At 62.2% G+C, this 22,424-nt stretch carries 22 protein-coding genes and 1 pseudogene; 16 read left to right on the top strand and 7 right to left on the bottom strand.

Annotated elements, in window-relative coordinates:
- The first annotated feature begins 6 nt into the window (after nt 1–6).
- Nucleotides 7–4,620 carry a PAAR/RHS domain-containing protein gene (locus FOZ70_RS04555; RefSeq protein WP_258025542.1) on the top strand — a complete coding sequence of 1,538 codons (4,614 nt, stop codon included), beginning with the start codon at nt 7–9 and terminating at the stop codon, nt 4,618–4,620.
- Nucleotides 4,621–5,275: 655 nt separating this feature from the next.
- Here FOZ70_RS04555 and FOZ70_RS04550 read toward each other — a convergent pair.
- Both FOZ70_RS04550 and FOZ70_RS04545 read right to left on the bottom strand, forming a co-directional pair.
- Nucleotides 5,276–6,010 (bottom strand): LytTR family DNA-binding domain-containing protein, encoded by a 735-nt coding sequence (locus FOZ70_RS04550; protein WP_219705017.1) that lies wholly within the window; start codon nt 6,008–6,010, stop codon nt 5,276–5,278.
- A 1-nt stretch (nt 6,011) separates the two neighbouring features.
- The gene (locus FOZ70_RS04545) at nt 6,012–7,097 is read right to left on the bottom strand and encodes a histidine kinase (protein ID WP_219705016.1); all 1,086 of its coding nucleotides are present in this window, start codon (nt 7,095–7,097) and stop codon (nt 6,012–6,014) included.
- Between the two features lie 201 nt (nt 7,098–7,298).
- On the opposite strand from FOZ70_RS04545, the gene FOZ70_RS04540 reads away from it, so the two are divergent.
- Together FOZ70_RS04540 and FOZ70_RS04535 are read left to right on the top strand one after the other, a co-directional pair.
- Nucleotides 7,299–8,051, top strand: coding sequence for a DUF6622 family protein (locus FOZ70_RS04540; protein WP_346656386.1), 753 nt, complete (start codon nt 7,299–7,301; stop codon nt 8,049–8,051).
- A gap of 349 nt (nt 8,052–8,400) precedes the next feature.
- Nucleotides 8,401–8,604, top strand: a complete 204-nt coding sequence (locus FOZ70_RS04535; RefSeq protein WP_027788527.1) for a hypothetical protein — start codon at nt 8,401–8,403, stop codon at nt 8,602–8,604.
- A gap of 59 nt (nt 8,605–8,663) precedes the next feature.
- Here the strand turns inward: FOZ70_RS04535 and FOZ70_RS04530 are convergent, their stop codons facing one another.
- Together FOZ70_RS04530 and FOZ70_RS04525 are read right to left on the bottom strand one after the other, a co-directional pair.
- Complete coding sequence (locus FOZ70_RS04530) at nt 8,664–9,464, bottom strand: transporter substrate-binding domain-containing protein (protein ID WP_021161832.1); 801 nt, start codon at nt 9,462–9,464, stop codon at nt 8,664–8,666.
- A gap of 342 nt (nt 9,465–9,806) precedes the next feature.
- Nucleotides 9,807–9,937, bottom strand: a pseudogene (locus FOZ70_RS04525) (IS256 family transposase); the annotation flags it as partial.
- Nucleotides 9,938–10,300: 363 nt separating this feature from the next.
- On the opposite strand from FOZ70_RS04525, the gene FOZ70_RS04520 reads away from it, so the two are divergent.
- From FOZ70_RS04520 to FOZ70_RS04485, 8 genes are all read left to right on the top strand, one after another.
- A complete protein-coding gene (locus FOZ70_RS04520) occupies nt 10,301–10,609 on the top strand; it encodes a hypothetical protein (RefSeq protein WP_059486524.1) in 309 nt (102 codons plus the stop codon).
- 674 nt (nt 10,610–11,283) lie between these two features.
- Nucleotides 11,284–11,625 (top strand): hypothetical protein, encoded by a 342-nt coding sequence (locus tag FOZ70_RS04515; protein ID WP_124842488.1) that lies wholly within the window; start codon nt 11,284–11,286, stop codon nt 11,623–11,625.
- 259 nt (nt 11,626–11,884) lie between these two features.
- Nucleotides 11,885–12,208 carry a hypothetical protein gene (locus FOZ70_RS04510; RefSeq protein WP_219705014.1) on the top strand — a complete coding sequence of 108 codons (324 nt, stop codon included), beginning with the start codon at nt 11,885–11,887 and terminating at the stop codon, nt 12,206–12,208.
- Nucleotides 12,209–12,300: 92 nt separating this feature from the next.
- Nucleotides 12,301–13,077, top strand: a complete 777-nt coding sequence (locus FOZ70_RS04505; RefSeq protein ID WP_219705013.1) for a hypothetical protein — start codon at nt 12,301–12,303, stop codon at nt 13,075–13,077.
- Between the two features lie 103 nt (nt 13,078–13,180).
- On the top strand, nt 13,181–13,669 hold the full coding sequence (locus FOZ70_RS04500) for a DUF4265 domain-containing protein (RefSeq protein WP_219705012.1): 489 nt from the start codon (nt 13,181–13,183) through the stop codon (nt 13,667–13,669).
- A gap of 52 nt (nt 13,670–13,721) precedes the next feature.
- Nucleotides 13,722–14,162 carry an SMI1/KNR4 family protein gene (locus tag FOZ70_RS04495; RefSeq protein ID WP_219705011.1) on the top strand — a complete coding sequence of 147 codons (441 nt, stop codon included), beginning with the start codon at nt 13,722–13,724 and terminating at the stop codon, nt 14,160–14,162.
- Nucleotides 14,159–14,524 (top strand): hypothetical protein, encoded by a 366-nt coding sequence (locus FOZ70_RS04490; protein WP_225723153.1) that lies wholly within the window; start codon nt 14,159–14,161, stop codon nt 14,522–14,524. The genes FOZ70_RS04495 and FOZ70_RS04490 overlap by 4 nt, the downstream gene beginning before the upstream one ends.
- Nucleotides 14,521–15,216, top strand: a complete 696-nt coding sequence (locus tag FOZ70_RS04485) for a hypothetical protein (protein WP_219705010.1) — start codon at nt 14,521–14,523, stop codon at nt 15,214–15,216. Before FOZ70_RS04490 ends, FOZ70_RS04485 begins: the two co-directional genes overlap by 4 nt.
- 92 nt (nt 15,217–15,308) lie before the next feature.
- Here FOZ70_RS04485 and icmH read toward each other — a convergent pair whose 3' ends face one another.
- From icmH to tssJ, 3 genes are all read right to left on the bottom strand, one after another.
- Complete coding sequence (gene icmH, locus FOZ70_RS04480) at nt 15,309–16,091, bottom strand: type IVB secretion system protein IcmH/DotU (RefSeq protein ID WP_021161821.1); 783 nt, start codon at nt 16,089–16,091, stop codon at nt 15,309–15,311.
- Nucleotides 16,088–17,434 (bottom strand): type VI secretion system baseplate subunit TssK, encoded by a 1,347-nt coding sequence (gene tssK, locus FOZ70_RS04475; protein ID WP_011350756.1) that lies wholly within the window; start codon nt 17,432–17,434, stop codon nt 16,088–16,090. Before tssK ends, icmH begins: the two co-directional genes overlap by 4 nt.
- A gap of 102 nt (nt 17,435–17,536) precedes the next feature.
- Nucleotides 17,537–18,148: a type VI secretion system lipoprotein TssJ gene (gene tssJ, locus FOZ70_RS04470; RefSeq protein ID WP_042976613.1), complete on the bottom strand. Its 612-nt coding sequence runs from the start codon at nt 18,146–18,148 to the stop codon at nt 17,537–17,539.
- 373 nt (nt 18,149–18,521) lie between these two features.
- On the opposite strand from tssJ, the gene FOZ70_RS04465 reads away from it, so the two are divergent.
- From FOZ70_RS04465 to tssE, 5 genes are all read left to right on the top strand, one after another.
- The gene (locus FOZ70_RS04465; protein WP_042976611.1) at nt 18,522–19,160 is read left to right on the top strand and encodes a tetratricopeptide repeat protein; all 639 of its coding nucleotides are present in this window, start codon (nt 18,522–18,524) and stop codon (nt 19,158–19,160) included.
- A 46-nt stretch (nt 19,161–19,206) separates the two neighbouring features.
- A complete protein-coding gene (tssB, locus tag FOZ70_RS04460; protein ID WP_006484395.1) occupies nt 19,207–19,722 on the top strand; it encodes a type VI secretion system contractile sheath small subunit in 516 nt (171 codons plus the stop codon).
- 15 nt (nt 19,723–19,737) lie between these two features.
- Nucleotides 19,738–21,228 (top strand): type VI secretion system contractile sheath large subunit, encoded by a 1,491-nt coding sequence (gene tssC / locus FOZ70_RS04455; RefSeq protein ID WP_006477094.1) that lies wholly within the window; start codon nt 19,738–19,740, stop codon nt 21,226–21,228.
- Nucleotides 21,229–21,298: 70 nt separating this feature from the next.
- Nucleotides 21,299–21,802, top strand: a complete 504-nt coding sequence (locus FOZ70_RS04450) for a type VI secretion system tube protein Hcp (protein WP_006477093.1) — start codon at nt 21,299–21,301, stop codon at nt 21,800–21,802.
- A 62-nt stretch (nt 21,803–21,864) separates the two neighbouring features.
- Nucleotides 21,865–22,350 (top strand): type VI secretion system baseplate subunit TssE, encoded by a 486-nt coding sequence (gene tssE, locus FOZ70_RS04445; protein ID WP_021161818.1) that lies wholly within the window; start codon nt 21,865–21,867, stop codon nt 22,348–22,350.
- The last annotated feature ends 74 nt before the right edge of the window (nt 22,351–22,424 follow it).

Here is a 22,424-nt window from a genome sequence, read left to right as displayed (position 1 = left end):
GTCGCGATGTCGGACACGCCGAATTACAACGAGCCGAGCGGCAGCGCGCAGGAGCGTCTCGATCAGATCGCCAAGCTGGAGGATGGTGAAGCCGCGAAAGCGGCCGAGCAGCCGTTCTATGAGCACCTCAACTACGGGATGCTGGGCGCCGACGCGGGCCTGACTGCGCTCGAGGGGACGGCTGCGGGGCTAAGTGCTGCAGGCACGGCGCTCGCGGGCGGCGCAACCGGCGGGGCCGCGTTGGGCGCCGGCGCGATTGCGGCAGGCACCGTGATGTTGCCGCTGGCGATTGCGGTCGGTGGGGCATGGGCGGCGGACAGGTTCGGCCTGACCGGTTGGCTTGCAGGGAAATTCACACAAGCGGGTGACGCCTTCGGTTTAACGATCGGCCGCGGCGATCCGCATCCCGCCTGCGTCGGCGATCGGATTGCGCATTCGTCGGGGTTTATGGGAATCCTCACCGGCATTGCCGTCGGGGTGGCGATCGGTGTTGCGGTGGCGGCCACTGTGGCGACAGGTGGACTCGTCGGCGGGCTGATCGTCGGGGCGTGCCTGGCGGGCGGCCTGACGCTCGGCGGTGCGCTTGCGTCGGCCAGCCAGAGCATCGGCAACAACTGTGGGGAGATCAAGACTGGATCGGACAATGTGTACTTCGAGGGCAAAAAGGTCGCGCGTGTCACAGATCTCGTGAAGTGTGATCACCATTCGAGCGCACCGCAGGCGCTCGTCGACGGCAGCAAAACCGTATTCGTCAATGGCCTGCCGCTGGTGCGGATCGGCCACGAGACTTACTGTAGCGGCAAAGTCAATTCGGGGCGCAACAGCATCTGGATCGACAAGACGACGGGCCACTATGGCCCGAAGAATCCGGAGTTGTCCGCGACTCAGGAATTCCTGGCAGGTTTGCTCGGGGGGATCGTAGGCGGTGGAGTAGGAAAATTTGCCGGCAAGGGGTTGCGCGATAGATTCAGACCGGAGCCGACACGATCCGCCGAACAGACGGGGATCAAGGACGAGAATCGTCCAATGTGCCAGGATCCGGTCGACCCGGTATCCGGTGAAATGTTAGAAATCCGAACGGATATCGCCATTCCCGGCATCCTGCCGCTTGAGCTAAAACGCCGCTATCGGACTCGATCGGACGATCACGGACTACTCGGGCACCGCTGGTCGGACAATTGGTCGCAGCACCTGACATTCGACGGTGACCGCTTCGTGAGATTTCACGACGGCGCCGGCCTTGCTCTCGGCTTTGATGCGCCGGACATGGCACTTGACGGTATCAACTTGCGCGAGCCGCGTTATCGGCTGGTCGGCAGCCGACTCGAACCGCGCATCTTCGACCGTGACACCCGGCAACTGCGCATTTTTTCACCACTCGTCGAAGGCCGTTCGTCGCGCCTCAGCCGGATCGAGGATCTCGACGGCAACGCGATCGTCTTTGCGTACGACACGGGCGGTCGGTTGAACCGCCTGAGCCATAGCCACGGCTATTGGCTGGAAGTCGCCTACCATGGGAGCGACCATCGGCCTGAACGGATCGTTCTACATGACGCCGACGGCGAGTTTCGGACACTCGTCGACTACGGCTATCAGGACGGCATGCTCACCCACGTGGCGAGCTTCCAGTTTGGCGAGTTCCACTACGCCTATGAAGAGCATGGCTGGATCACGCAGTGGCGGGATACGGACCAGACCTATGTCAGATATCAGTACGACACCGCCGGACGTGTCGTCGAGACCGGCACGCGGCAGGGCTATCACACTGGCCGGTTCATTTACGAAGCCGGCCGCACGCGTGTGATGGACGCCGACGGCGAGCGGATCTACGACTACAACGACGAAGGTCTCGTCACGGCCGAAACCGATCCGCTCGGCCAGTGCACTCACTCGGAATGGGAACTCGGCCGCCTGATGGCTCGGATCGATCCGCTTGGGCGGCGGACCGAGTACGACTATGACGATCTGGGCCAACTGATCGCTACGAGGGAAAGCTCCGGGCGCACGATCGGCTTCGAATACGACGGCGAGCAGCGCCTCACGGCGGTGAGTCAGCCCGACGGCGGCCGCATCAAGCTCGAGTACGATCATCTGCGCCGGTTGATTACACGCACTGAGCCGGACGGCGTCAATACAAACTATCGTTATGGTCCACGAGGCGAATTGCTGCGCGTGGTTCAGGGCAATCGCGAGACGCGTCTGGACTATGACGATCGGTTGCGATTGACCGACATCGTGTTGCCCGGCGGAGCGCACTTCCGGCGCGAGGTCGACGTACTAGGGCGGGTGTTGGCGGAAACGTCGCCCGACGGGCATATGACCCGTTTCGACTATGCTGACGGCCCGGACAACCCGCGTGGTCTACCGCGCGCGATCATGCTCCCGGATGGCTCGCTGTCGCGCGTGAAATACAACGGCGAGAGCTTGCCCGTCGAGTTGACCGATCCGCTCGGCCGCACGATCCAACGAACCTACGGTCCATTCGACTTACTTACGAAATCGATCGATGCCGCCGGCCACGCGACACATTTCGAGTACGACCATGCAACCCGGCTGACAAAGGTCATCAATGCGCTGGGCGAGACCTACACGTACCGTTACGATGCAGCCGGGCGTCTCTCGGCCGAGATCGACTGGGGCGGTCGAGCGACACGATACGAGCGCGATGCCGGCGGTCGTCTGCTGGCGAAGACGTTGCCCGACGGGGAACAGTGGCGCTATTCGTACGATGTGCACGACCGGCTCGCCGAGGTTGATGCTGGCGACGTCAAGCTTGTCTATCGCTACGATACGGGCGGACGACTGGCATCTGCGGAGGTGCAAGGCGAGCATGCTCACGTGACGCACTTTGCTTATGACCGGAATGGTCGGCTGATCGGTGAAGATCAGCATGGCGAACTGTTGCGTCATGTCTACGATGCCGATGGACAACGCTGCTTGCGGATGACGCCGCGGCGCGAGACGGCGTATGCGTACGATCTCTCGGGCGCGCTGACACAGGTCGGCGAACTGACGATCCAGCGCGATGGCCTGGGACGCGAGATCGGCCGGCAGGCTGGAGATTATGTCGCACAGCAACAGTACGATGCGCTCGGCCGCATTCGCCGGCAGATTGCGGGGCCTGCCGTAGCGTTCGAAACGTTGCAAACCGACCCGGCACGTGCGCTCGATCAACTGACACGGCAGGTTTATCACTACGACACGGCTGGACGGCTTGAGCGGGTCGACACCGATACCGATACGCTTACGTACGGGCGCGATACGCGCGGCCAGATTGTCACGGCCGGAAGTCTGCTGCAGCCCGCCGAGCATTTCCGCTATGACGCGGCGATGAATATCGCCGCGCACGGGCAGCAGGCTCCCGTGGATACTCATCACTACGCCCGGGGTGGCCTGCCGGAGCGGATCGGCTATGCGCGGTACCGGTACGACGCACGTGGCCGCACGATCGAGAAGACGGTCGAACAGCCCGGTTTTCGGCCGAAGACGTGGCAATACACATGGGATGGTCTTAACCGTCTCGTAAAGGTAGTGACGCCCGAACGTGGTGTTTGGGGGTATCGCTACGATGCGTTTAATCGCCGCGTCGCGAAGCAGCAGGTCGGCGGCAGCGAAACGGTGAGGTTCTTGTGGGATGGGCAGACGCTTGCCGAGCGCTGGGTTGAGCAGCGGGACGGCACGACAGGGCAGGTGGTGACGTGGCATATCGAGCCGGGTAGTTTCTCGCCGCTTGCGCAGGAGGCTGACGACGGCCTCCATCCGATCCTGACGGACCAGGTCGGCTTGCCGAAGGCAGTGTTCGATAAACACGGCAAGCCGGTATGGAGAGCCGCGTACTCCCTTTGGGGGAAACTGCTGCCGGCGAGGCGCGCTGCGAATGACGGGCACAGCGTGGCGATCGACACGACACTGCGCTTTCCCGGCCAGTGGGCCGACGATGAGACCGGGCTGAACTACAATCTGAACCGTTATTACGATCCGGATTCGGGGCAATATCTCTCGGTCGATCCCATCAGACTCGAGGGCGGCATTCGAACACAGGGTTATGTCCATGACCCATCGGAATATTTCGATCCACTTGGCCTTGCTGTTTGTCCGCTCCGATACGAGCGCTACAAAATGTATCGCGATGCAGGCTTTTCGGCCCAAGACGCCGCGAAAATGTCGAAAGGCATGCAGGAGGGTTACTTTGCTTCGCTTATGGGTGCACGAGGTCCGAAGTATTATGACAATCCCAACGCGACGCTCGGTGCCCCCGGGTACCAGATGTGGCTTGCTCCCGCGGAAGACTATGCTGGCGTGACCAACAGGGCAGCAGCGGTAACGGCGACGGGTAAGGCTCCCAGCGTTGTTCAGTCTTATCGGACGGGTGAACCGATATACGGAATCGCTGTTCCAAAAGATGCGGTCTCTGTACGTCTCCCCGCAGCAACGGATGGGGGCGCTAACGAACATTGGCGACCAGGCGGATTTACCGGTGTTCAGAATTCGAAGACGGGGGAATGGACGAGCAGTAACGTTAGAGAGGTTATTACCGATGGTGGTAAGCCAATGCCGGAAGGCTCGGTATTTTTTGAGATGAATCCAGATGGAAGCTGGACCCCGATCAGGAGATTTTGATGTCGTGTGAAAAGTGTCGAAGCTTTAGCGGAACGAGTTCCAACTATGAGTATCTGGGTATAAATATTTCCAGGCATGCGGAGTTGTACCGGTGCAAGAATTGTGGCCAACTTCTAGAGATTGTTGCGGAAGCGAGAGCGCCATATTTTCTTACGCTTGAGCAGGCCAAAGAGCACTTTCCGGATGCCCGAAAAGATATCGAAAATCTCGCACCATGAGTGTGACCGCACGAGTATGCTCGAAGGGCAGGTACTAGGCTAGCGATGATGGCTGGGGGAGGTTCTCCGATCTCTTCTCGAAATACGAGGATTTGCCGGAGGTCCAAGAGCTGGCCAGAGACCTTCGTGAGCGACTCGATCTTGCTTACCCAATTTACCGGGTTGCCGGCCCGGAATCTTCCAAAAAGTGAATAAACTCCAATGTCCCCGCATTCGACGGTATTCGCCCCATTGATTGTGCTGGCGATTCAAAGTTGACTAAGCCTCTGCGCGAATACCTAATGCGCGTGCCCTCTTGATGATCGATGCGAGTAATTCGCGAAGTGTGATCGTGCTCCTGACTCATCCATGCCGCCGTAGCGGCTATGTCAGCTATAGAACGTCGCCTCCGATATGCCGTGCTTGGGGCACAGATCCACGATCTTCATGCATGCCCCTCACATCTGCCTGAACAACCCCGCATACGCACGACTGACGGGCAGCATTTCCCGCTGCCCGTGCACGCGAATCCGCAACCGTCCCAGCAAGTCGCGCTCGATACGATCGATCGCTGCATACGCAACGATCACGCCGCGATGCACCTGCGCGAACCGCTCCGGATCGAGCCGCTGCATCAGCTCTTTCAGCGGCGTGCGAATCACGAGCCGTTCGCCGGCCGTGACGACTTCCGTGTATTTCTCCGATGCCTGGAAATACAGCACATCGTCGACCGAAACGAGTCGCGTCGCATCCTTCACGCCTACCGTCAGCCAGCGGATCGGCACCGCTTCTCTTGCTTGTGCCGCCTGCGCAAGCGCATCGGCCTGCGCAAGCGCCGGCCCGCCGCGCTGAAGCTTCGCGATACACCGCAGCAGCCGCTCGTCCGTCACCGGCTTCAACAGGTAGTCGACGGCCGCGCGATCGAATGCATCGACCGCATATTCGTCGTAGGCCGTGACGAACACGACGTGCACGTCCGGCACCAGCGCGGCCAGCTTCAACCCGTCGATGCCGGGCATCCTGATGTCGAGAAACGCGATGTCCGGGCGTGGCGACGCGTTCAGCGCGGCCAGCGTTTCGATGCCGTTGCGCGGCATCGAAACGATTTCCAGTTCGGGCCAGAGCTGCCCCAACCGGTGCGCGAGCGAGGCGGACAGGTTCGGTTCGTCGTCGGCAATGAGGGCGGTCGGCATGTCAGTCGATCGGAATCAGCAGGGTAGCGGTGACGCCATGCGCGGCGGCGGCGTTCGTTTCGACGCAGACGCGGCCGCGCTCGCCGTGCAGTGTCCGGATGCGCGCCGCGACGTTGGCGAGCCCGACGCCGCCATGCAGGCGCGCGTCGCTTTTGCCGAGGCCGACGCCCGTGTCGATCACGTTGAGTTCGAGTTTGTCGCCACGCATCCTGCCGCGAATCACGATCACGCCGCCGTCGATGGACGGCTCGATCCCGTGCAGCAGGGCATTCTCGACGAGCGGTTGCAGCAGCAGCGGCGAGAACGGCAGCGCGTGCAGGTCCGCCGGCACGTCGATCGTATAAGAAAGCCGCTCGCCGAGCCGGATCGATGCGATCTTCAGCAGTGCTTCAACGAGTTCGAGTTCCTCGCCGAGCGTGGACGTCGCATCGCGCGTGCGCCGCAGGCTCGCGCGCAGGTAGCGGTTCAGGCTGTCGAGCATCGTCGATGCGCGGGCCGGGTCGCGCTCGATCAGGCTCTGCACGTTCGCGAGCGTATTGAACAGGAAGTGCGGCTCGATCTGCGCCTGCAGCAGTGCCAGGCGCGCGGCAGTCTCGGCCTGGCGCGCTTCGGCGGCTTCGCGGCGCTCGGTCTCGAGCGTTGCACGCATGCGCATCGATTGCAGGAACAACGATACGCACACGAACAGGATCGCCGAGATGAGCAACGACGGCCCGTAGTTGTCCCACGTTCCGAGGCGGGCACGCCCGAACACGTGCGGCACGTTCCCGCGGACGATCGCTGCCGATATCTCGAAACCGACGAGCACGCTGGCCGGCGCAATCACGATGGTCTTCAGCGCGAGCCCCGGCTTGCGCGGCAGCAGCCGGTCGGCGGCATGGCTGAACAGCAGCGCGCAGAAGCCGATCGTGTTGGCGACGACGAGGTAGGGCAACAGCGGTTCGTTGAAATGGATCGCCCAGAACCCGAGGCCGACGACCGAGTTGAAGCACGCGAACGCAAGCAGCGCGGACGGATCGCGCAGCAGCCGCGGCGGGGCGCCGGCGGGTGGCTGCGGAATCGGCGACGGGTCGGACGTGGCTCGCATGGTGTCGGGTGAGGGTGGGCGCGCGATGCGCCGATGGCCTGACCTTACTGCCGGACGGGCCGATAACGCGCGCGTTGCGACGAACGGCGCGCGGCTTTGACGAAGCGCGTCGGCTGCCGACGGTTGGCCGGTTTCTGCCACGAGTGTAGTGGAAGGCGCTGCGGAAGGACACGGGGTGTAGCCGGTTGCGCGTCGAGCACGATGAGTCGGCTGGCGCGGGAGGGGGCATTCAGCTCGGACGTCGCCGGTGGCCGGATTCAGTGGCGCGTCATTCGTCCCGATTCGCCGGACGATCATCGCCGCGACGCGCAACTCGTCCGCAAATTCCGGCCGCCCGTCGCAAGCCGTGTCGTCTGCCTGAGCGGCGCAGTACGGTGTTGCCGTGTCCACTCCGATCAGGCGACTTCGACCATGTCCGCGCTCCTTCACCTGAAGCCTTACGTGTACGTCATGTTCTGCGTGCTGCTCTACATCGGCATCAAGCGCTGTTTCCCTCGAGAGGTGCCGGCGGCACGACCGCTGATCTCGCCGGTCGCGTTCGGGATGCTCGGCATCGTCAGCCTGAACGGGCTTTTTCCGCATGCCGGCATCGACGCGAACGCGATTGCGCTGGCGGCCGTCCTGGGCGGCGCAGCGCTGGGCTGGCTGCACGCGAGCCGGTGGCGGCTCGAGTATCGTCCGGCGTCGTCGGGCCTGCGCGTGCGCTTGCCCGGCGACGCCAGCCTGCTCGTCACGCTGATGCTGACGTTCGTCGCCGAGACCGGCATCCATTACGCGGTCGCCGTGCACGCGCCGTGGGCGGCGACGAGCGGCTTCGTGATGCTGTCGTTCGCGGTATGGGGCGTGCTCGTCGGGATGACGCTCGGGCGCGCGGTGAACGTGGTCGTGCGCTGCATGCGCCACGCGAGCGGACCGGCAAGCGGCGGGTTCCCGTATTCGGTCGACCCGCGATGAAGGGCGCGAAACAACCGGCGAGCAGAAAACCGCCGGCCGAGCATGCGATCCGTCTTCGTCAATTGGATCGGCATCGAATCGAAGCGGCATGTAACGCGCGCTGTCTTGCGCCCCGTTTTCCTGTCATGGTCGCGTCATGGTGCGCCCATAACGTTGCACGTTCCCGTCGCGGCGGCATCGCCGGAACCGCGGCGTGCGCAACCCCTTAGCGACGACGTGCCCGCGTCGCAGGCAGGCCTGCCGGGATCTCGCTCCCGGCGGCGCGGCGGTCATGCCACGCGCCATTACATTCGAAAATACGATCGACGCCGGTTCGAACCGGATCGCGGACGATCAGGAGACAGGGACCATGCTGAGCCCGCATGAATTCTCGATGCTGTTGCGCGTTGCACGTGCGCCGGACAGCGTCGATCCGTCGAATCCGGCTTTTGCCGTGCTGGTCGAGAAGCGGCTGGTCGACGATACGCAGATGCGCATGAACGCCGTGGCCGCGCGCCCGGCGCTGACACCGGTGGGCCAGATGCTGCTGGCGCGCTTCGACGAAGCGGCTTGAGGGGAGGCGTCACGCATTCACCGAAGCGAATGGCGTGACGCGTTCAAGCGCCTGGTCGCTTACTGCGCGACCGGCACGGTCACATCGCTGCCGAACCAGTGCATCGAGATCTTCTTCAGCGTGCCGTCCTTGTGCAGCGAGTCGAGCGCGTCGTTGATCGCCTTCTCGAACTTCGGGTTGCCCTTGCGGAACGGGATCGCCATTTCCTGCTTGCCGCCGTTCAGCACTGCGCCCGCGCGCAGCGGCAGGTTCGACGTCTTGATCATGTACGGCAGCATCAGGCGGTCGTCGAGCGTCGCCTCGATCCGGCCGGCGGCGAGGTCGCGCAGTTTCTCCGGCGCGCCCGGATACGTCTGCACCTCGATGCCCGGCACGGTGCGCGCCATCTGGTCGTAGTTGGTGCCGAGCGTCACGCCGAGCTTCTTGCCCTTGAAATCGTCGAGCGACTTGAAGTTGCGCGTGTCGTCCTTGCGCTGGATCAGCTGGGCGGCCGAGTACGTGTACGGCTCGCTGAAGTCGAGCGCTTCCTTGCGCTGCGGCGTGATCGTGACCTGGTTGACGATCACGTCGAACTTGCCGGCCTGCAGGCCGGCGATGATGCCGCTCCATTCGGTCGGGATGAACTGCGTCTTCACGCCGAGCTTGCCGGCGACCGCGTTCGCGACGTCGACGTCGAAACCCTCGAGCTGGCCGGACGTGCCGCGCGAGTTGAACGGCGGATACGTGCCCTCGAGGCCGACGCGCAGCACGCCGGCTTTCTTGACCGAGTCGAGCAGGTCGTCGGCGTGCGCGGCGACGGCCGTGAAGCCGAGGGCCGACGCGAGCAGCAGGCCCGACAGCAGGAACTTCGAACGTTTCATCGCAGATCTCCAGAGGTCAATGTCGTGTGGTGAGCGCCGGGTATCCGTCGAACCCGGGGGCGGCCGGAATACGGGCATGTAGACACTACTCGCAACCGCGCCGCGCCGGAAGTCGAATTGGCCCTGATTGAGATCGATTTCAGCAGGGCGGGGGCGGCCGGCCGCGTGATTGGCGTGTGGGAGGCGTCGTGCAAGGCGTGGGGAGTCGCGCAAGAAGTTGTTGCGCGGGTATCGCGAGTGACGGGCGAAATCACTCGAAATTCACTCCGATTTCAGGGTCAGCAAATTGATGATGAAAGTGGATTGCACGGAGTTGGACGCCTGGACGCGGATTGGCTGGCCTGCTGCAAGCCGTTCGTTGATCGTCGACCGGTTCAGCGTCCCCGGCACCAGTTGCTTGATCAGTGCCGGGTCAAGGTTCAAGCCGTCGTGCCCGGTTCAATCGTCACTTCCTCCTTGCGTTTGCGTGGCATAAAAGTGGTTCCTTGGCTCTCGGTTTATGCCTCACACAAAAGATCGGATCAGCTCCTGCCCGTCGGTCTGGATAGACGGCCTTGTTGCCGACTACGCCGTCGTCGCTGATCCCGATCCGCAGTGAGTCGAAAAAAATAGTCGTATGCATACATCGCGAAGAAATTGGAACGCTTTCATTCCAATGAGTGAAATTTCATTTTTAAGCCTATGTGTCGCCGCGGGTCTCGCCGTCGCGTGGTCGATAATTTTTATGGGAAAAATTACGAGGCAAAAGATAATCACCTGGGGTGATGTCAAGACGTAGATCAGGAAAGTCATCGATTCGCTAAAATTGCGAATGGGAAACGACAATAGGATGAGGCATGGGCCGGATACTGTGTAAATCGCATGGCGCAACCGGGGTGATACATGTTTCAAGCGATATCGGCGCCGACATGAAAACGGACGCGAGGCGCTTGAAGATTCTCCGTTACGACATCGACTGGCTGGGAGACGGACTCGCCGACATTTCGTACTTTGTTTCGACCGAGGTCGCGAAACAGTTCGGTTTGCCGGAGCCTGGTGATGCGCCGTTTGGATCGGATTTCGAGGATCAGCATGCGGCCGTCTTCGACGGGCTCGTTGTTGTTTGCGACAAGTGTTTTGGCGAGTATCAGAGCAGAGCTGTTTGACCGGTTGGGCTCATCATGTACTGGTCATGTGGCGAAGCGAGCCTACGGATGGGGAGTCGATATCGAAGCCGACAAGGTGACGTGGCGTCGGACACGTTAACTGGCCGACAGCGCCGAGCCTCGAAGTATTGCCATCGAAGTGCTGCGGATTCCGGGTACCCGCCTGAAGCCGGAACTTAGCGCCGTCGGTCTCCTCGATCCGCAGTGAGTCGAAGGGCAATACCTGATGCATCGCGTCAAGCGGACGGTTCTGCCAACTCAGCGCTTTGGCGATCCCCCCTCAGTAACCGTGTCGATGAAGTCGGGTGATACATCGATGCCATAGTGCTCGGCCAGAGTCCTCTGGACCTCACGTACATTCATGTCGCATGCATACATCGCGAAGAAATTGGAACGCTTTCATTCCAATGAGTGAATTTTCATTTTTAGGCCTATGTGTCGCCTTGGGTCTCGCCGTCGCGTGGTCGATAATTTTTATCGGAAAAATTACGAGGCAAAAGAAAATCGCCTGGGGTGATGTCAAGACGTGGATCAGGAATGTCGTCGATTCGCTCTTTGGGATGGGATAGTGCGACTAGCGTGCCGACGGGGTGCTGCAGACCGTCGGCTTATACACGCCTCGCCTTAACCTGATGGTCGCGATCCGGCATTGCGAGCGCACATCTTTGAGATATATGACGACTCACTACCCATCCCTCGAAGCGGCTTTTCGGTATCGTCCGGTCCGGATTGCAGACTGGGGATACTTCGAATGCCGGGAGACAGACTTGATTGCATCGGGTGTCGAATTCTTCGACGACGTGGAAGACCCGGGGCCTTGTCGGCGCGCAGCGTTCGTGGGAAGCGGTGGGTGCCTCGTCGTGCTGACCGTCTACGGCGATCCCAACGTCAATCAAGTCGTGTTCGCGTGCGATGCAAAAATTGCCGGGAAAAGCGATTTGCTGAACGCGCTGCCGGAGCCATTCCATCGATGGGTCGACATGTTCGAGGTCGTTTATTTCGGTCAACCGGTCTAAGTGGCAGGCCGCAGCGGGCAGCCAACATGTTGTTCAATCGCCCCGGCAAAAAATGGTGGCAGGTTTCGCCTCCCGCATCATTGGCATAATCACGACCTTTTGCGGCATCATGCGCGAGCGCTGATGTCCGATTCCGTGATGCCGACGAACAACGTACGCGCTTTGCAGCGCCCACGTGAATTCATCGAAGCAATCGCACGTGCATGTCACGATGCCGTGCCATCCGCGCCTCCAAACGTTACTCCCACCCCTACAACCGATGCTCGCAACAACCGACCTGACGACCATAGTCAGCCTGAAGCAGATCCTCGAAACGCCCGGCGACTTCTCTGGGTGGCTCCATCTACCGCCGAAGCCGTGGACGCTCGATACAGAGGGCGCATTCTCGGCAGACGCGCAACATGCCGAAGACGATGCATCGTCCTCGATCGCGCTGCAACCCGGCTGGAGCATCACGCTGAACAGTGCGACGATCGAAGATATCGTGATCAACGCCCACGACCAAATCGACGAACCGAGCGTTTCGCAGTTGCTCGACGCATTCGTCTTTTACGTAGAGAACGATGAATTCATCCTGTTCTGACGACGTGGTTTGCCACACGTCGTCTTGAAATCCTGGCGGCACATCCTGATAGCAGCCAATCCGCTCGTTTGATTTCTCGAGGAGATTGCATTTTGGGCACCGCCTATCTCGGCCATCCAGCGGCCCATTACGTTGTCCGGGATGCGATGGTCGCAAGTCGTTTAGCGACCGATGACTCCATCGACGATTTCGGTGAATTCAAGTGCCGGCATGCGGCTGACAGAGAGACCCGAGACCGGTATCGTTCGCAATCGATTCGACAAGGCGCCATGTCGCCGGGAGGCACGATGCACAATCGGGATCTGAAGCAGTTCATCGTCGGAATTCGCGACACGGTGGGCGTGCACGCAAGCATCGGCGCACCTGTGCCCGATCATGTAATGCACGCGAGTTCCCTCTCCGTGAGCGATGAAATTGCCGCATGGTTCAGCGCGCTCGACGATGTCGATCTGTCGATTCCCTGGACCGCTGACGACCTCCTGTTGTACGGCAACCAGGCGAGTCTCGCGCGTGGCCAGGCCGGCTATCGTGTCGACGCATCTGGCCGGCGTCTGTCCGGATGGCACGACGACTGGATCGTGCTGGGTCAGATGGGCGGCGATCCCGTGATCGTCGTCCCGGGAGGCGATGTGCTGTTCGACCGCCACGGCGCGGGCTCCTGGGCACCATCGCGCGTTGCGTCATCCCTCACGCACTTCGCCCACGCGCTGTGTATCTGGTGCGAGTTGTACGTTGGAAGGTACTCACGCGATATCTTCGACGACACGTATGAAATCCGCCCGGCATTCCTTGCTGAAGTCCGGGCGCGGATTGGCGAGGCGCTGCCGGATGCGCAAGCGGCGGTGTTCATGGAGATGGTCGGCGGGTGAGTGCGGGCGAGCAGTCTCGAGCAATGCGCAGGCCAATACGCAGGCAGCCCAGGGTGACACAAGTGATTGACTGAAACACGGTCTTACTTACGGCGAGAACGAAATGCTTGACCCCGACCAGGATGACGACCTGATCCACGTCTACGCAGGCAGCTCCGGAGATGCACCGTTTCATGAAGAACTTCCCGCGCGTCAGATCGAGCCGGGCATCTACGAATTGCTGGCATCGCCCGGCCTGGCGCTGAATCTCGCGAAAGGCGATCTTGTCCGCATGGATGACCCCGATCGTCCTGCCACGGTACTGAAGCGCGGCGGAAACTACTGCATCCAGATCTATGGCGACGCGATTCCGGATCACGAGATCGACCGGCTTGCGAGCGAGGTCGAATCCGAACTGAGCGGTACGCTCGACGGTCGTTACGGCGGATCGCTCGCGCTATCGGTGCCGTCCGGTGCGGGAGGCGAGCGAATCCGTACTGTCTTCGACGGCTTCACGGCAAGAACCGGTCTTGCCTGGTATTACGCGAACATCTACCGGAACTTCGAGGATCCGGACGACGAAACGCTGCTCGACTGGTGGCTCGAGCCGTGACGCGCAACATCGAACACGTGTACGTCGGAGATACCGACAGGAAGATCAACCGATGACCCGCACACCGACCATCGGCACGACCGTGGCCGAAATCGAAGCAGCCGAAGCGTCACTCGGCCGCGCGTTGCCGCATTCGTTCGCGACATGGCTGCTGCTCAACAACGGCAGGTCGCTTGGCGGATTGTCCGTGTTCCCCGTCTTCGATGCGCGCAATCCGCGCAAGACCTGGAATTCGATCGTTCGGCACTACAGTGAAGGTCGGCGCGCGTGGCGAGACAACTTCGACCACACGGATGCCGATTTCTCGAATCTGTTGCCGTTTGCCGAGTTCGGGACGGGTGACTACTATTGCTTCGACTACGACCGGACAGGGGCATCGTGCGAACCGGCCGTCGTCCTTTGGTCGCACGAGACGGGCGAGACGACGCCGGTATCCGACAGTTTCACGGCTTTTCTGTCGATGCAGGACGGCATGGAGGGGAGCGGGAAATGAACCTGACGGATGATCCGGCGGGGTTACGTGAACGTCAGGAGGCCGTGTGTGCGCGATACGCTCTGCGTGCTGCCGAACCCGGGCACAAGGTTGCGGTCGCGATAGCGACGCTCGGGCGGATGCCTGTCTATGGCACGCGCATCGTGCTGTCGGAAGGCGATGACATCGGCTGGTTTTTCCACTGCGGCGAATATTCAGAGGCGCCCGACTTCTACCAGCCGCTGCACGCCGCACATCTGCCCACCTACCTGCCGCTGGTCTTGCCCTATTTGATGCTGCCGCCCGGCGCGCGTTTCATCATCGACGACGCCGGCTACGAAGACGTCTGGATGGATCTCCCCGGCAACGAGGCGTCGCGGTGAGTGCGCGGCAGACCTTTCGCAAGGCGCTGATGCTGCTCGATCATGGCATGACGGATCGGGGCGAAGCCGTGCTGCATCTTGCGCTGACCGGGGCCGAGCAGGAGGGCGATCGCGTTGTACTCGCCCAGTCGCTCGTCGCGCTGGGCGACCTGATGTGCGAGACGTCGCGCAGTGGATCGGCGCGTCCGTTCCTGGAGCGGGCGCTTGCGGCGGCACGAGACCTCGATGCCGGCCTGCTGGCGTGCGAGCGTGGCAGGGCCGAACGATTGCTGGCGCTTATCGAATGCGAGCGCATCGGATTGCAGATTCGCGGCCCGGAAGATTTCAAGAACAGGACATTCACGCTTGCCGACTTCATCGCGGTTGTGCGAGCGAAGGCCGAACGGCCGGAGAGCTACGATCCGGCGTGGCAATACGATGTGTACGGAAATGACGGCGATGCAGACTGGTGTCCTCGGCAGACGATCTATATCGGCGACAAGGTACAGGTCGACGACGACGATCGCGAGCGCTACCCCGAGCGGGTCACCGAGCTCGGTTACGTATTCCGCTACTCGTGCGAGCACTTCCAGGACGTCGTCGATCTGGCCTGTCGTCAGAAACCGGGCGCATCGATCGACGACCTCGTCCGCTGTCTCAACCACTTCGATCGCCATGACGACTTCCTCGATCTGGATTCGAACGGCGAGTAGCCGCGAGCACGACGAACGGGACGTCGCAACAAAAAAGGACCGCCGGGGCGGTCCTTTCTCATCGTGAAGCGAGGCAGAGAAGCCTCCGCTCCTCAAGGCAGCGAAATCGTCAAATTGGCCGATTCCGGCCCGACCTTGATGACCTGCGAATAAGGCGCCAACGCCTGCAGCGTCTTGTCCTTCAGATACGTATTGAGCCCGAGATACCCGAGCAGCGCCACCAGCGCAAAAACCGCCCCGATCGCCCAAACCGGCACTTCGCGTTTGAGTCGATGCGCGATCTGATCCGGCAACGGCCAATGCGGCGCGAACGGCGCCCGCTTGCCCTTCATATGCGCGATCTCGTCCCCCAGCCGCGCGGTGAGGTAAGCCAGTTTCTCCGGCCCTTCGAGCAGGTACTTGCCCTGGAACCCGAGCAGCAGGCACATATGAAACACCTCGAGCGACTGCAGCCGCGCCGCACCCTGCGCGCGGCACTCCTCGAGATACTGAAAGAACTTCTCCCCCGCGAGCTGCTCGCCGAACAGCACGAGCTGCAGCGGCCGGCGTTCCCAGTCCGCACGGATCTTGAACTGCGACGACAGCACCATCTCGTCGATGGCCGCGCAGAACGCGAACTTCGCGCCGTACACATCCTCGGCCGCGATATTCAGCTTCTTCGCGCCACGCTCGAAATCCGACAGGAATTCCTGGATCCGCGTGCTGAACTCGCTCGCGCTATCCGGCTCCCGCCTGTTCTTGAGCAGGAACAGCATGAAGAACCCGTCGTACAGCAGGTCGAGCAGCGAACGGGCCTGGAACGAGGCATCCGTCGACGCCGGGGTATGCAGGGGAGGCGGCGCGTTGTCGCCGAACAGGGAAGGCGCGTAGCTCATGATGTGACCGCGATCAGTTCGAACTTCAGGTCATTGATGCCAGTCGGCGCGTAGATCATCGCGGACTGGGCCTGCAGCATGCGCTCGTACAGCGCGCCGCGCGAATCGAGCGCGAAGTAGCAGGCGCCGGGGCGCACCGGAATCGCGGGCGGTACCTGCGGCGTGTACGACAGCCGCACGCCGGGCATGGCCGACAGCACGAGCTTGTCGACGTCGTCGGGCGCACCGACCTTGAAGCGGGCCGGCACCGCATCGACGAGCTCGACGCTCGGCATGTCCGCGGACACCGCGAGGTAGAACTCGGTCTTGTCGTCGATCTTGCCGGAATCGAGGCGGCCGAGGTGGAACGACGGGCGCACCTCGTCGAGCGTGATCGCGAAGTAGCGCGTCGAGATCACGGTGTCGAGCAGCTCGCGCAGCATCAGGTCGAGACGCGCAAAGCTCGGGCCCGGATCGTCGTGGCGGTACACCGGCAGGTCCGCGAGCGTGTAGCCCTTCGAGAACGTCATCAGCTGGCCCGCGAGGCGCAGCAATTCCTGGAACAGCCGCTCGGGATGCAGCGCCGAATGCTGGTGCAGGTGCGCGAGCGTCGCGAATGCGGCGTTCGCGGTGTGCAGCAGCCAGAACGATGCGATGTCGCCCGAGCGGAATTCGATGATGTTCTTCGACGGCTCGCGGTGAAAGCCGTACAGCGCGTTCACCTTCGCCTGCAGCGCATCGACGAGCTGGCGCAGCCGCTGGTGCAGGATCGGCGACGCATCGATCGCGAGGCACGGCGGCACGAAGCTGTCGTCGATCTCGAAACCGGACGTCGCGGTGCGGCGCACGCGCACGAGCGGCACCGACAGCAGCTGGTCGCGCGGTTCGCTGTGCGCGATCAGCTTGACCTGCGTCTTCAGGAACGTGATGTCGGCTTCGGCCGCGTCGGTGAAGTTGTCGCCGACGCTGGTCTGCTCGCTGACGAAACGCGTCATGAAGCCGGCGGCCGGATCGTCGCTGTAGTTGGTGCCGTTCTCGCGCAGCGGGTGCAGCGCGAGATAGAACACGAATTCGTTGATGCCGTCAGGCAGCGTGTCCAGCGCGATCGGCGGCGGCAGGTCGTCGGCCTGCGGCGCGGCGTACAGCGCGCCGTCCGGGAACACGAGCGCGAGCTCGGCCACCCGCAGCACGTTGCTGCCGAGTGCGTCGCGGTCGATGCGCACCGAGCGCACGCCCCAGTTGTACGGCTGGATCGCCTGGATCGATTCGAACAGGCGCGCTTCGTGGTACGCGTCCTGTCGCTGAAAGTGTTGAGGCCGGAGGAACAGCCCTTCCCCCCACAGCACCTTGGCCGAATAACTCATGTCAAATCCGGTTAATGTCGCGTTGCGATGTAATCGATTCGTTCGTGCCCGAATTAAATCGCCAATTGTTAACTCTTGTTAATTGACATTCGTGCGTCATGTTTAACCGCAGGAGACCGAAGAAAGCAAATTCAGCGGTTGCGAAGGCGCACCCTGTTGCGGTGCGATGACGGTGCCATCGGTGACCGTCATCGCGCAATTATGCAGGCCGATGATTATGCCGGATTTCTCCGACTTCACCGGATCGAACGTCAGTTTCCATCGTTGCAGTGCGGGATCGCGGAACAGCGCGACGATGCCGAACGCTTGCGCTTCGCGCGAAACCTTCTCGGTCGCCGTATAGCGCTGGCCCGGAATCAGCGTGATTTCACGCACGTTCAGCAAATCCGCGCCCAGCGCGGCTTTTTCCTTGGTCGGATCCGTAAATGCGTCGAACGGCGCTTGCTGGAACGACGTCGGGTCCTTCAGCGCATAGAGCCGCACGACGAGCGCGAGCGGCTTGTTGTCGGTCGCGGCGTTCAGGTTCGGCGCCGCGGCGAGCGTGATGCCGAGGTTGCGCGGCGGCTTCTGCGCGTCGGGCACCTCGGGCTTGCCGATGCCGGCCGCGGACATCACGGCGCTCGCGGCCGAGCCGAGCAGCGGGGCGGCCGCGCATCCGGCCAGAAGGGCGCAGGCAACCAGCGGCAGCGCATAGCGAATCATCAACGATCTCATCGTATTTCCGGCGTGCTGCCTTTATCCCTGTCAAATCTGCCGGGTATTTCCGCGCGCGTTGCGTATCCCCGACATTGCACTGTTCAACTATTAAGCACGCCCGCGTCGTGGCGAGCGTCCGGAAATTTTTTCCGCCGCCCCGGCGGCGCGTCGTGCAACCAGTAAAACTTGCCCATTCCGGCCGAAAGAAAAATCGCTGCGAGCCCGCGGCGAGCGGCCATTGGAGGGGGTAGCGCCCGGTTTTAAAAGGAATTACTCTTCACACGACGATTGAATTATGAAAAATTGATCGGTACTATACCCGCGCGCTTCTTGCAAAGCAAAAGAACCAGATTCTCAACGATTTAAAACTCACGCGCCGGTGGATATAACGATGAAAGACCGTCTCTTCGCAAAACTGTCTGGGGTAGTAGTGGCTTGCGGCGTGATCGCCGGCTGTGCGAGCCAGCCTCCCGCGCCGCCGACTGCCGAGGTGTTCAACAAGTCGCTGGCGGATGCGGACGCAGTTGCGAAGGCGGGGGACCAGGACAAGGCCCTCGGCCTGTATCAGCAGCTCGCGAAGTCGGATCCGACGCGCGAGGAGCCGTGGTCGCGCATCGCGCAGATCCAGTTCGCACAGAACCACTACGGTCAGGCAATCGTTGCCGCGCAGGAAGCGCTGCAGCGCGACGCGACCGACCGTCAGGCGAAGAGCGTGCTGGCCGTGGCCGGCCTGCGGATCGCGACGCAGTCGCTCGGCGAGCTGCGTCAGGATTCGTCGCTCGCGGGCGACGCGAAGTCCGATGCGCAGGCGCTCGCGAAGCAACTGCGCGACACGCTGGGCGAATCGGCGTTGTTCCCGCCGGAGACGACTGCCCGCCCCAGCGGCCGAATCAAGAGGACCCGCACGGTCGTGCACAAGAAAGGCACGACGCCGGCCGCCGAAACCACCGCTACGGTGCCGCCGGCGAACACGTCGTCGGGCGGCGCCGCGCCGAAGGGCGGCGATCCGTTCGGCGCACTGCGCAACTGAAACCGCAACTGACGCGATAACCACAACTAACCTGGGAGCCGTCGAGATGGCCAAGAAAGAAAGCATTCAGAAAAGCTTGCAGAAAATACGGCCGCCGCGCGTCCAGCTGACCTATGAGGTCGAGAAGGGCGATGCGATCGAGGTGAAGGAACTGCCGTTCGTCGTCGGGGTCGTCGGCGATCTGGCGGGCCAGTCCGAAATCGAGCAGCCGAAGCTGCGCGACCGCAAGTTCGTCAACATCGACCGCGACAATTTCGACGACGTGATGAAGGCGATCGAGCCGCGTGCCGCGTTCCAGGTGGAAAACCGCCTGAGCCCGGAAGGCGGCAAGTTCGCGGTCGACCTGAAGTTCCGTTCGCTGTCGGATTTCAGCCCGGACGAAGTCGTCGAACAGGTCGAGCCGCTGCGCCGCCTGCTCGAGGCGCGCTCGAAGCTCGCCGACCTGCGCAACAAGCTCGCCGGCAACGACAAGCTCGAGGATCTGCTGTCCGAGGTGCTGAAGAACACGCAGCAGCTGCAGGAGCTCGCGAAGGGCACCGGCGGCGACAAAGACGGCGAATGACGACGGAGTGTTGAGATGAACCAGCAAACGGCTGCGGCCCAAGCGAGCGGTGCGGAATACGCCGCCGGGACTTCGCTGCTCGACGACATCGTCGAGAAGAGCAAGGTCGCGAAATCCGATTCCGAGCATGCGCGTGCGAAGGACCTGATCGGCGAACTCGTGCACCAGGTGCTCGACGGCACGGTGATCGTGTCGGACAACCTGTCGGCCACGATCGACGCGCGCGTCGCGGAACTCGACCGCCTGATTTCCACGCAGCTTTCCGCGGTGATGCACGCGCCGGAATTCCAGCGCCTCGAAAGCACGTGGCGCGGGATGGACTATCTGGTCAAGGAAAGCAACACCGGCCAGACGATCAAGATCAAGGCGCTGCACGCACCGAAACGCGACCTCGTGCGCGATTTCAAGGGCGCGAGCGAATTCGACCAGAGCGCGCTGTTCAAGAAGGTCTACGAAGAGGAATTCGGCACGTTCGGCGGTTCGCCGTTCGGTGCGCTGATCGGCGATTACGAGATCTCGCGCCAGCCCGAAGACATGTACTTCATCGAACAGATGTCGCACGTCGCGGCGGCCGCGCATGCGCCGTTCATCGCGTCGGCGTCGCCCGAGCTGCTCGGCCTCGAGTCGTTCTCCGACCTCGGCAAGCCGCGCGATCTCGGCAAGGTGTTCGATACGGTTGAATATGCGAAGTGGAAGTCGTTCCGCGACGCCGAGGATTCGCGCTACGTCGGCCTGACGCTGCCGCGCTTCCTCGGTCGCCTGCCGTTCAATCCGAAGGACGGCCAGACCGCGGAGAACTTCAACTTCGTCGAAGACGTCGACGGCACCGACCACGACAAGTACCTGTGGTGCAACGCCGCGTGGGCGTTCGCTGCGCGCCTGACGGCCGCATTCGACGACTTCGGCTGGTGCGCGGCGATCCGCGGCGTCGAAGGCGGCGGCCTCGTCGAGGACCTGCCGACCCACACGTTCAAGACCGACGACGGTGAAGTCGCGCTGAAGTGCCCGACCGAAATCGCGATCACCGATCGCCGCGAGAAGGAACTGAGCGACCTCGGCTTCATCCCGCTCGTTCATTGCAAGAACTCGGATTACGCTGCGTTTTTCGCTGCGCAATCGGTGCAGAAACCGAAAAAATACAGCACCGACAGCGCGAATGCGAACGCCGTCCTGTCCGCCCAGCTTCAGTACATCTTCTCGGTGTCGCGCGTGGCGCACTACCTGAAGGCGATGATGCGGGACAAGATCGGCAGCTTCGCATCGGCGCAGAACGTAGAGACTTTCCTCAACCGGTGGATTTCGCAGTACGTCCTGCTCGACGACAACGCGTCGCAGGAACAGAAGGCGCAATTCCCGCTGCGCGAGGCATCCATACAAGTGTCGGAGATTCCGGGCAAGCCGGGCTCGTATCGTTCGGTCGCGTTCCTGCGCCCGCACTTTCAGCTCGACGAACTCTCGATTTCTCTGCGACTTGTCGCTGATCTGCCCAAACCGGCAAATTCATAAGCGAGTAAATCGCCCGGGCGGGCCGCCTGGGTAGGACGTTAAAACCACCTCTTTGGGGAGTCGAAGGGCCATGTTACATATGCACTTGCAGTTTGGTAGTCCCGCGGTGAAGGGCGAGTCCGCGGACAAGGACCACCAGGGCTGGATCGAACTGAAATCGTGGGATCACTCGATCGTTCAGCCGCGTTCGGCAACCGCATCGACCGCTGGCGGTCACACGATGACGCGTTGCGAGCACGGCGACATGATTTTCACGAAGGAAATCGATTCGTCGAGCCCGCTGCTGTACCAACACGCTTCGGGCGGTACCACGTTCGACGAGGTGACGGTTCATTTCTCGCGCGCTGACGGTGAAGGCAAGCGCGTGCAGTATCTGGAAGTCAAGCTCAAGTACGTGATCATCTCGAGCATCGCCCCGAGCGTTCGCGAGGAAGGTCTGCCGCTCGAGACGTTCTCGCTGAAGTACGCAGCCGTGCAGTGGAAGCAAACCCAGCAGAAGATCGGCGGCAACCAGGGCGGCAACACGCAAGGCGCCTGGAGTCTGACGAAGAACGACAAGACCTACGCGGTCTAAGGTCGGTTGCGGCAGCGGGGCGCTCGGCGTCCCGTTGCCGTTTTCGCTGTGAATACCGGCCGATGAAACGATTCGAACCCAGTTTTCTCGACAAGCTGTTCGACGACGAACCGCACCTGCCGGCCTCGGCAGCGATGCGGCAATTGTCGCTGGACGAGCTCAAGAACACGGTCGCCCGCGACGTCGAGGCGATCCTCAACACCCGTATCGCCCACACCGAGAACGAGCTGGCCACGCTGCCGGAGTGCCAGAAGTCGGTGCTGACCTACGGGCTGAACGATTTTGCAGGGCTGAGCCTGGCGAGTCACTACGACCGCGCGTTCATCTGCAAGTCGATCCAGCAGGCCATCGCGCGCCACGAGCCGCGCCTGCAGCAGGTGCAGGTGACGTTCGAGCTGAACGAGCAGGCCACCAACGCGCTTTATTTCGCGATCCAGGCGCTGCTCGTCGTGCACCCGGCCGAGGAGCCGGTGAGTTTCGACGCGATGCTGCAGCCGTCGACGCTGCAGTATTCGGTCACGCGCGCACGTGCCGCCAGAATGCAGTAAATCAAGCCGCCGAGCGGGCCGGACCGCCCGGTGATGGTTCAGGGTCCGGCAGGAAATATTGAGGTTCGGGGTCG

The sequence above is a fragment of the Burkholderia sp. COPS genome (genome assembly GCF_019425585.1).
Classification (GTDB): Bacteria; Pseudomonadota; Gammaproteobacteria; order Burkholderiales; family Burkholderiaceae; genus Burkholderia; species Burkholderia cepacia.
This window is presented reverse-complemented; position numbering and strand designations above follow the sequence as displayed.

Coding starts and splice junctions, on each gene's coding strand:
- tssE (WP_021161818.1), top strand. CDS start 21,865: ATGAAACGATTCGAACCCAGTTTTCTCGACAAGCTGTTCGACGACGAA.
- tssJ (WP_042976613.1), bottom strand. CDS start 18,148: ATGAGATCGTTGATGATTCGCTATGCGCTGCCGCTGGTTGCCTGCGCC.
- FOZ70_RS04535 (WP_027788527.1), top strand. CDS start 8,401: ATGCTGAGCCCGCATGAATTCTCGATGCTGTTGCGCGTTGCACGTGCG.
- FOZ70_RS04530 (WP_021161832.1), bottom strand. CDS start 9,464: ATGAAACGTTCGAAGTTCCTGCTGTCGGGCCTGCTGCTCGCGTCGGCC.
- tssC (WP_006477094.1), top strand. CDS start 19,738: ATGAACCAGCAAACGGCTGCGGCCCAAGCGAGCGGTGCGGAATACGCC.
- FOZ70_RS04515 (WP_124842488.1), top strand. CDS start 11,284: ATGACGACTCACTACCCATCCCTCGAAGCGGCTTTTCGGTATCGTCCG.
- FOZ70_RS04450 (WP_006477093.1), top strand. CDS start 21,299: ATGTTACATATGCACTTGCAGTTTGGTAGTCCCGCGGTGAAGGGCGAG.
- FOZ70_RS04555 (WP_258025542.1), top strand. CDS start 7: ATGTCGGACACGCCGAATTACAACGAGCCGAGCGGCAGCGCGCAGGAG.
- FOZ70_RS04545 (WP_219705016.1), bottom strand. CDS start 7,097: ATGCGAGCCACGTCCGACCCGTCGCCGATTCCGCAGCCACCCGCCGGC.
- tssB (WP_006484395.1), top strand. CDS start 19,207: ATGGCCAAGAAAGAAAGCATTCAGAAAAGCTTGCAGAAAATACGGCCG.
- FOZ70_RS04520 (WP_059486524.1), top strand. CDS start 10,301: ATGGGCCGGATACTGTGTAAATCGCATGGCGCAACCGGGGTGATACAT.
- FOZ70_RS04490 (WP_225723153.1), top strand. CDS start 14,159: ATGAACCTGACGGATGATCCGGCGGGGTTACGTGAACGTCAGGAGGCC.
- FOZ70_RS04510 (WP_219705014.1), top strand. CDS start 11,885: ATGCTCGCAACAACCGACCTGACGACCATAGTCAGCCTGAAGCAGATC.
- FOZ70_RS04500 (WP_219705012.1), top strand. CDS start 13,181: ATGCTTGACCCCGACCAGGATGACGACCTGATCCACGTCTACGCAGGC.
- FOZ70_RS04495 (WP_219705011.1), top strand. CDS start 13,722: ATGACCCGCACACCGACCATCGGCACGACCGTGGCCGAAATCGAAGCA.
- tssK (WP_011350756.1), bottom strand. CDS start 17,434: ATGAGTTATTCGGCCAAGGTGCTGTGGGGGGAAGGGCTGTTCCTCCGG.
- FOZ70_RS04465 (WP_042976611.1), top strand. CDS start 18,522: ATGAAAGACCGTCTCTTCGCAAAACTGTCTGGGGTAGTAGTGGCTTGC.
- FOZ70_RS04540 (WP_346656386.1), top strand. CDS start 7,299: ATGAGTCGGCTGGCGCGGGAGGGGGCATTCAGCTCGGACGTCGCCGGT.
- icmH (WP_021161821.1), bottom strand. CDS start 16,091: ATGAGCTACGCGCCTTCCCTGTTCGGCGACAACGCGCCGCCTCCCCTG.
- FOZ70_RS04550 (WP_219705017.1), bottom strand. CDS start 6,010: ATGCCGACCGCCCTCATTGCCGACGACGAACCGAACCTGTCCGCCTCG.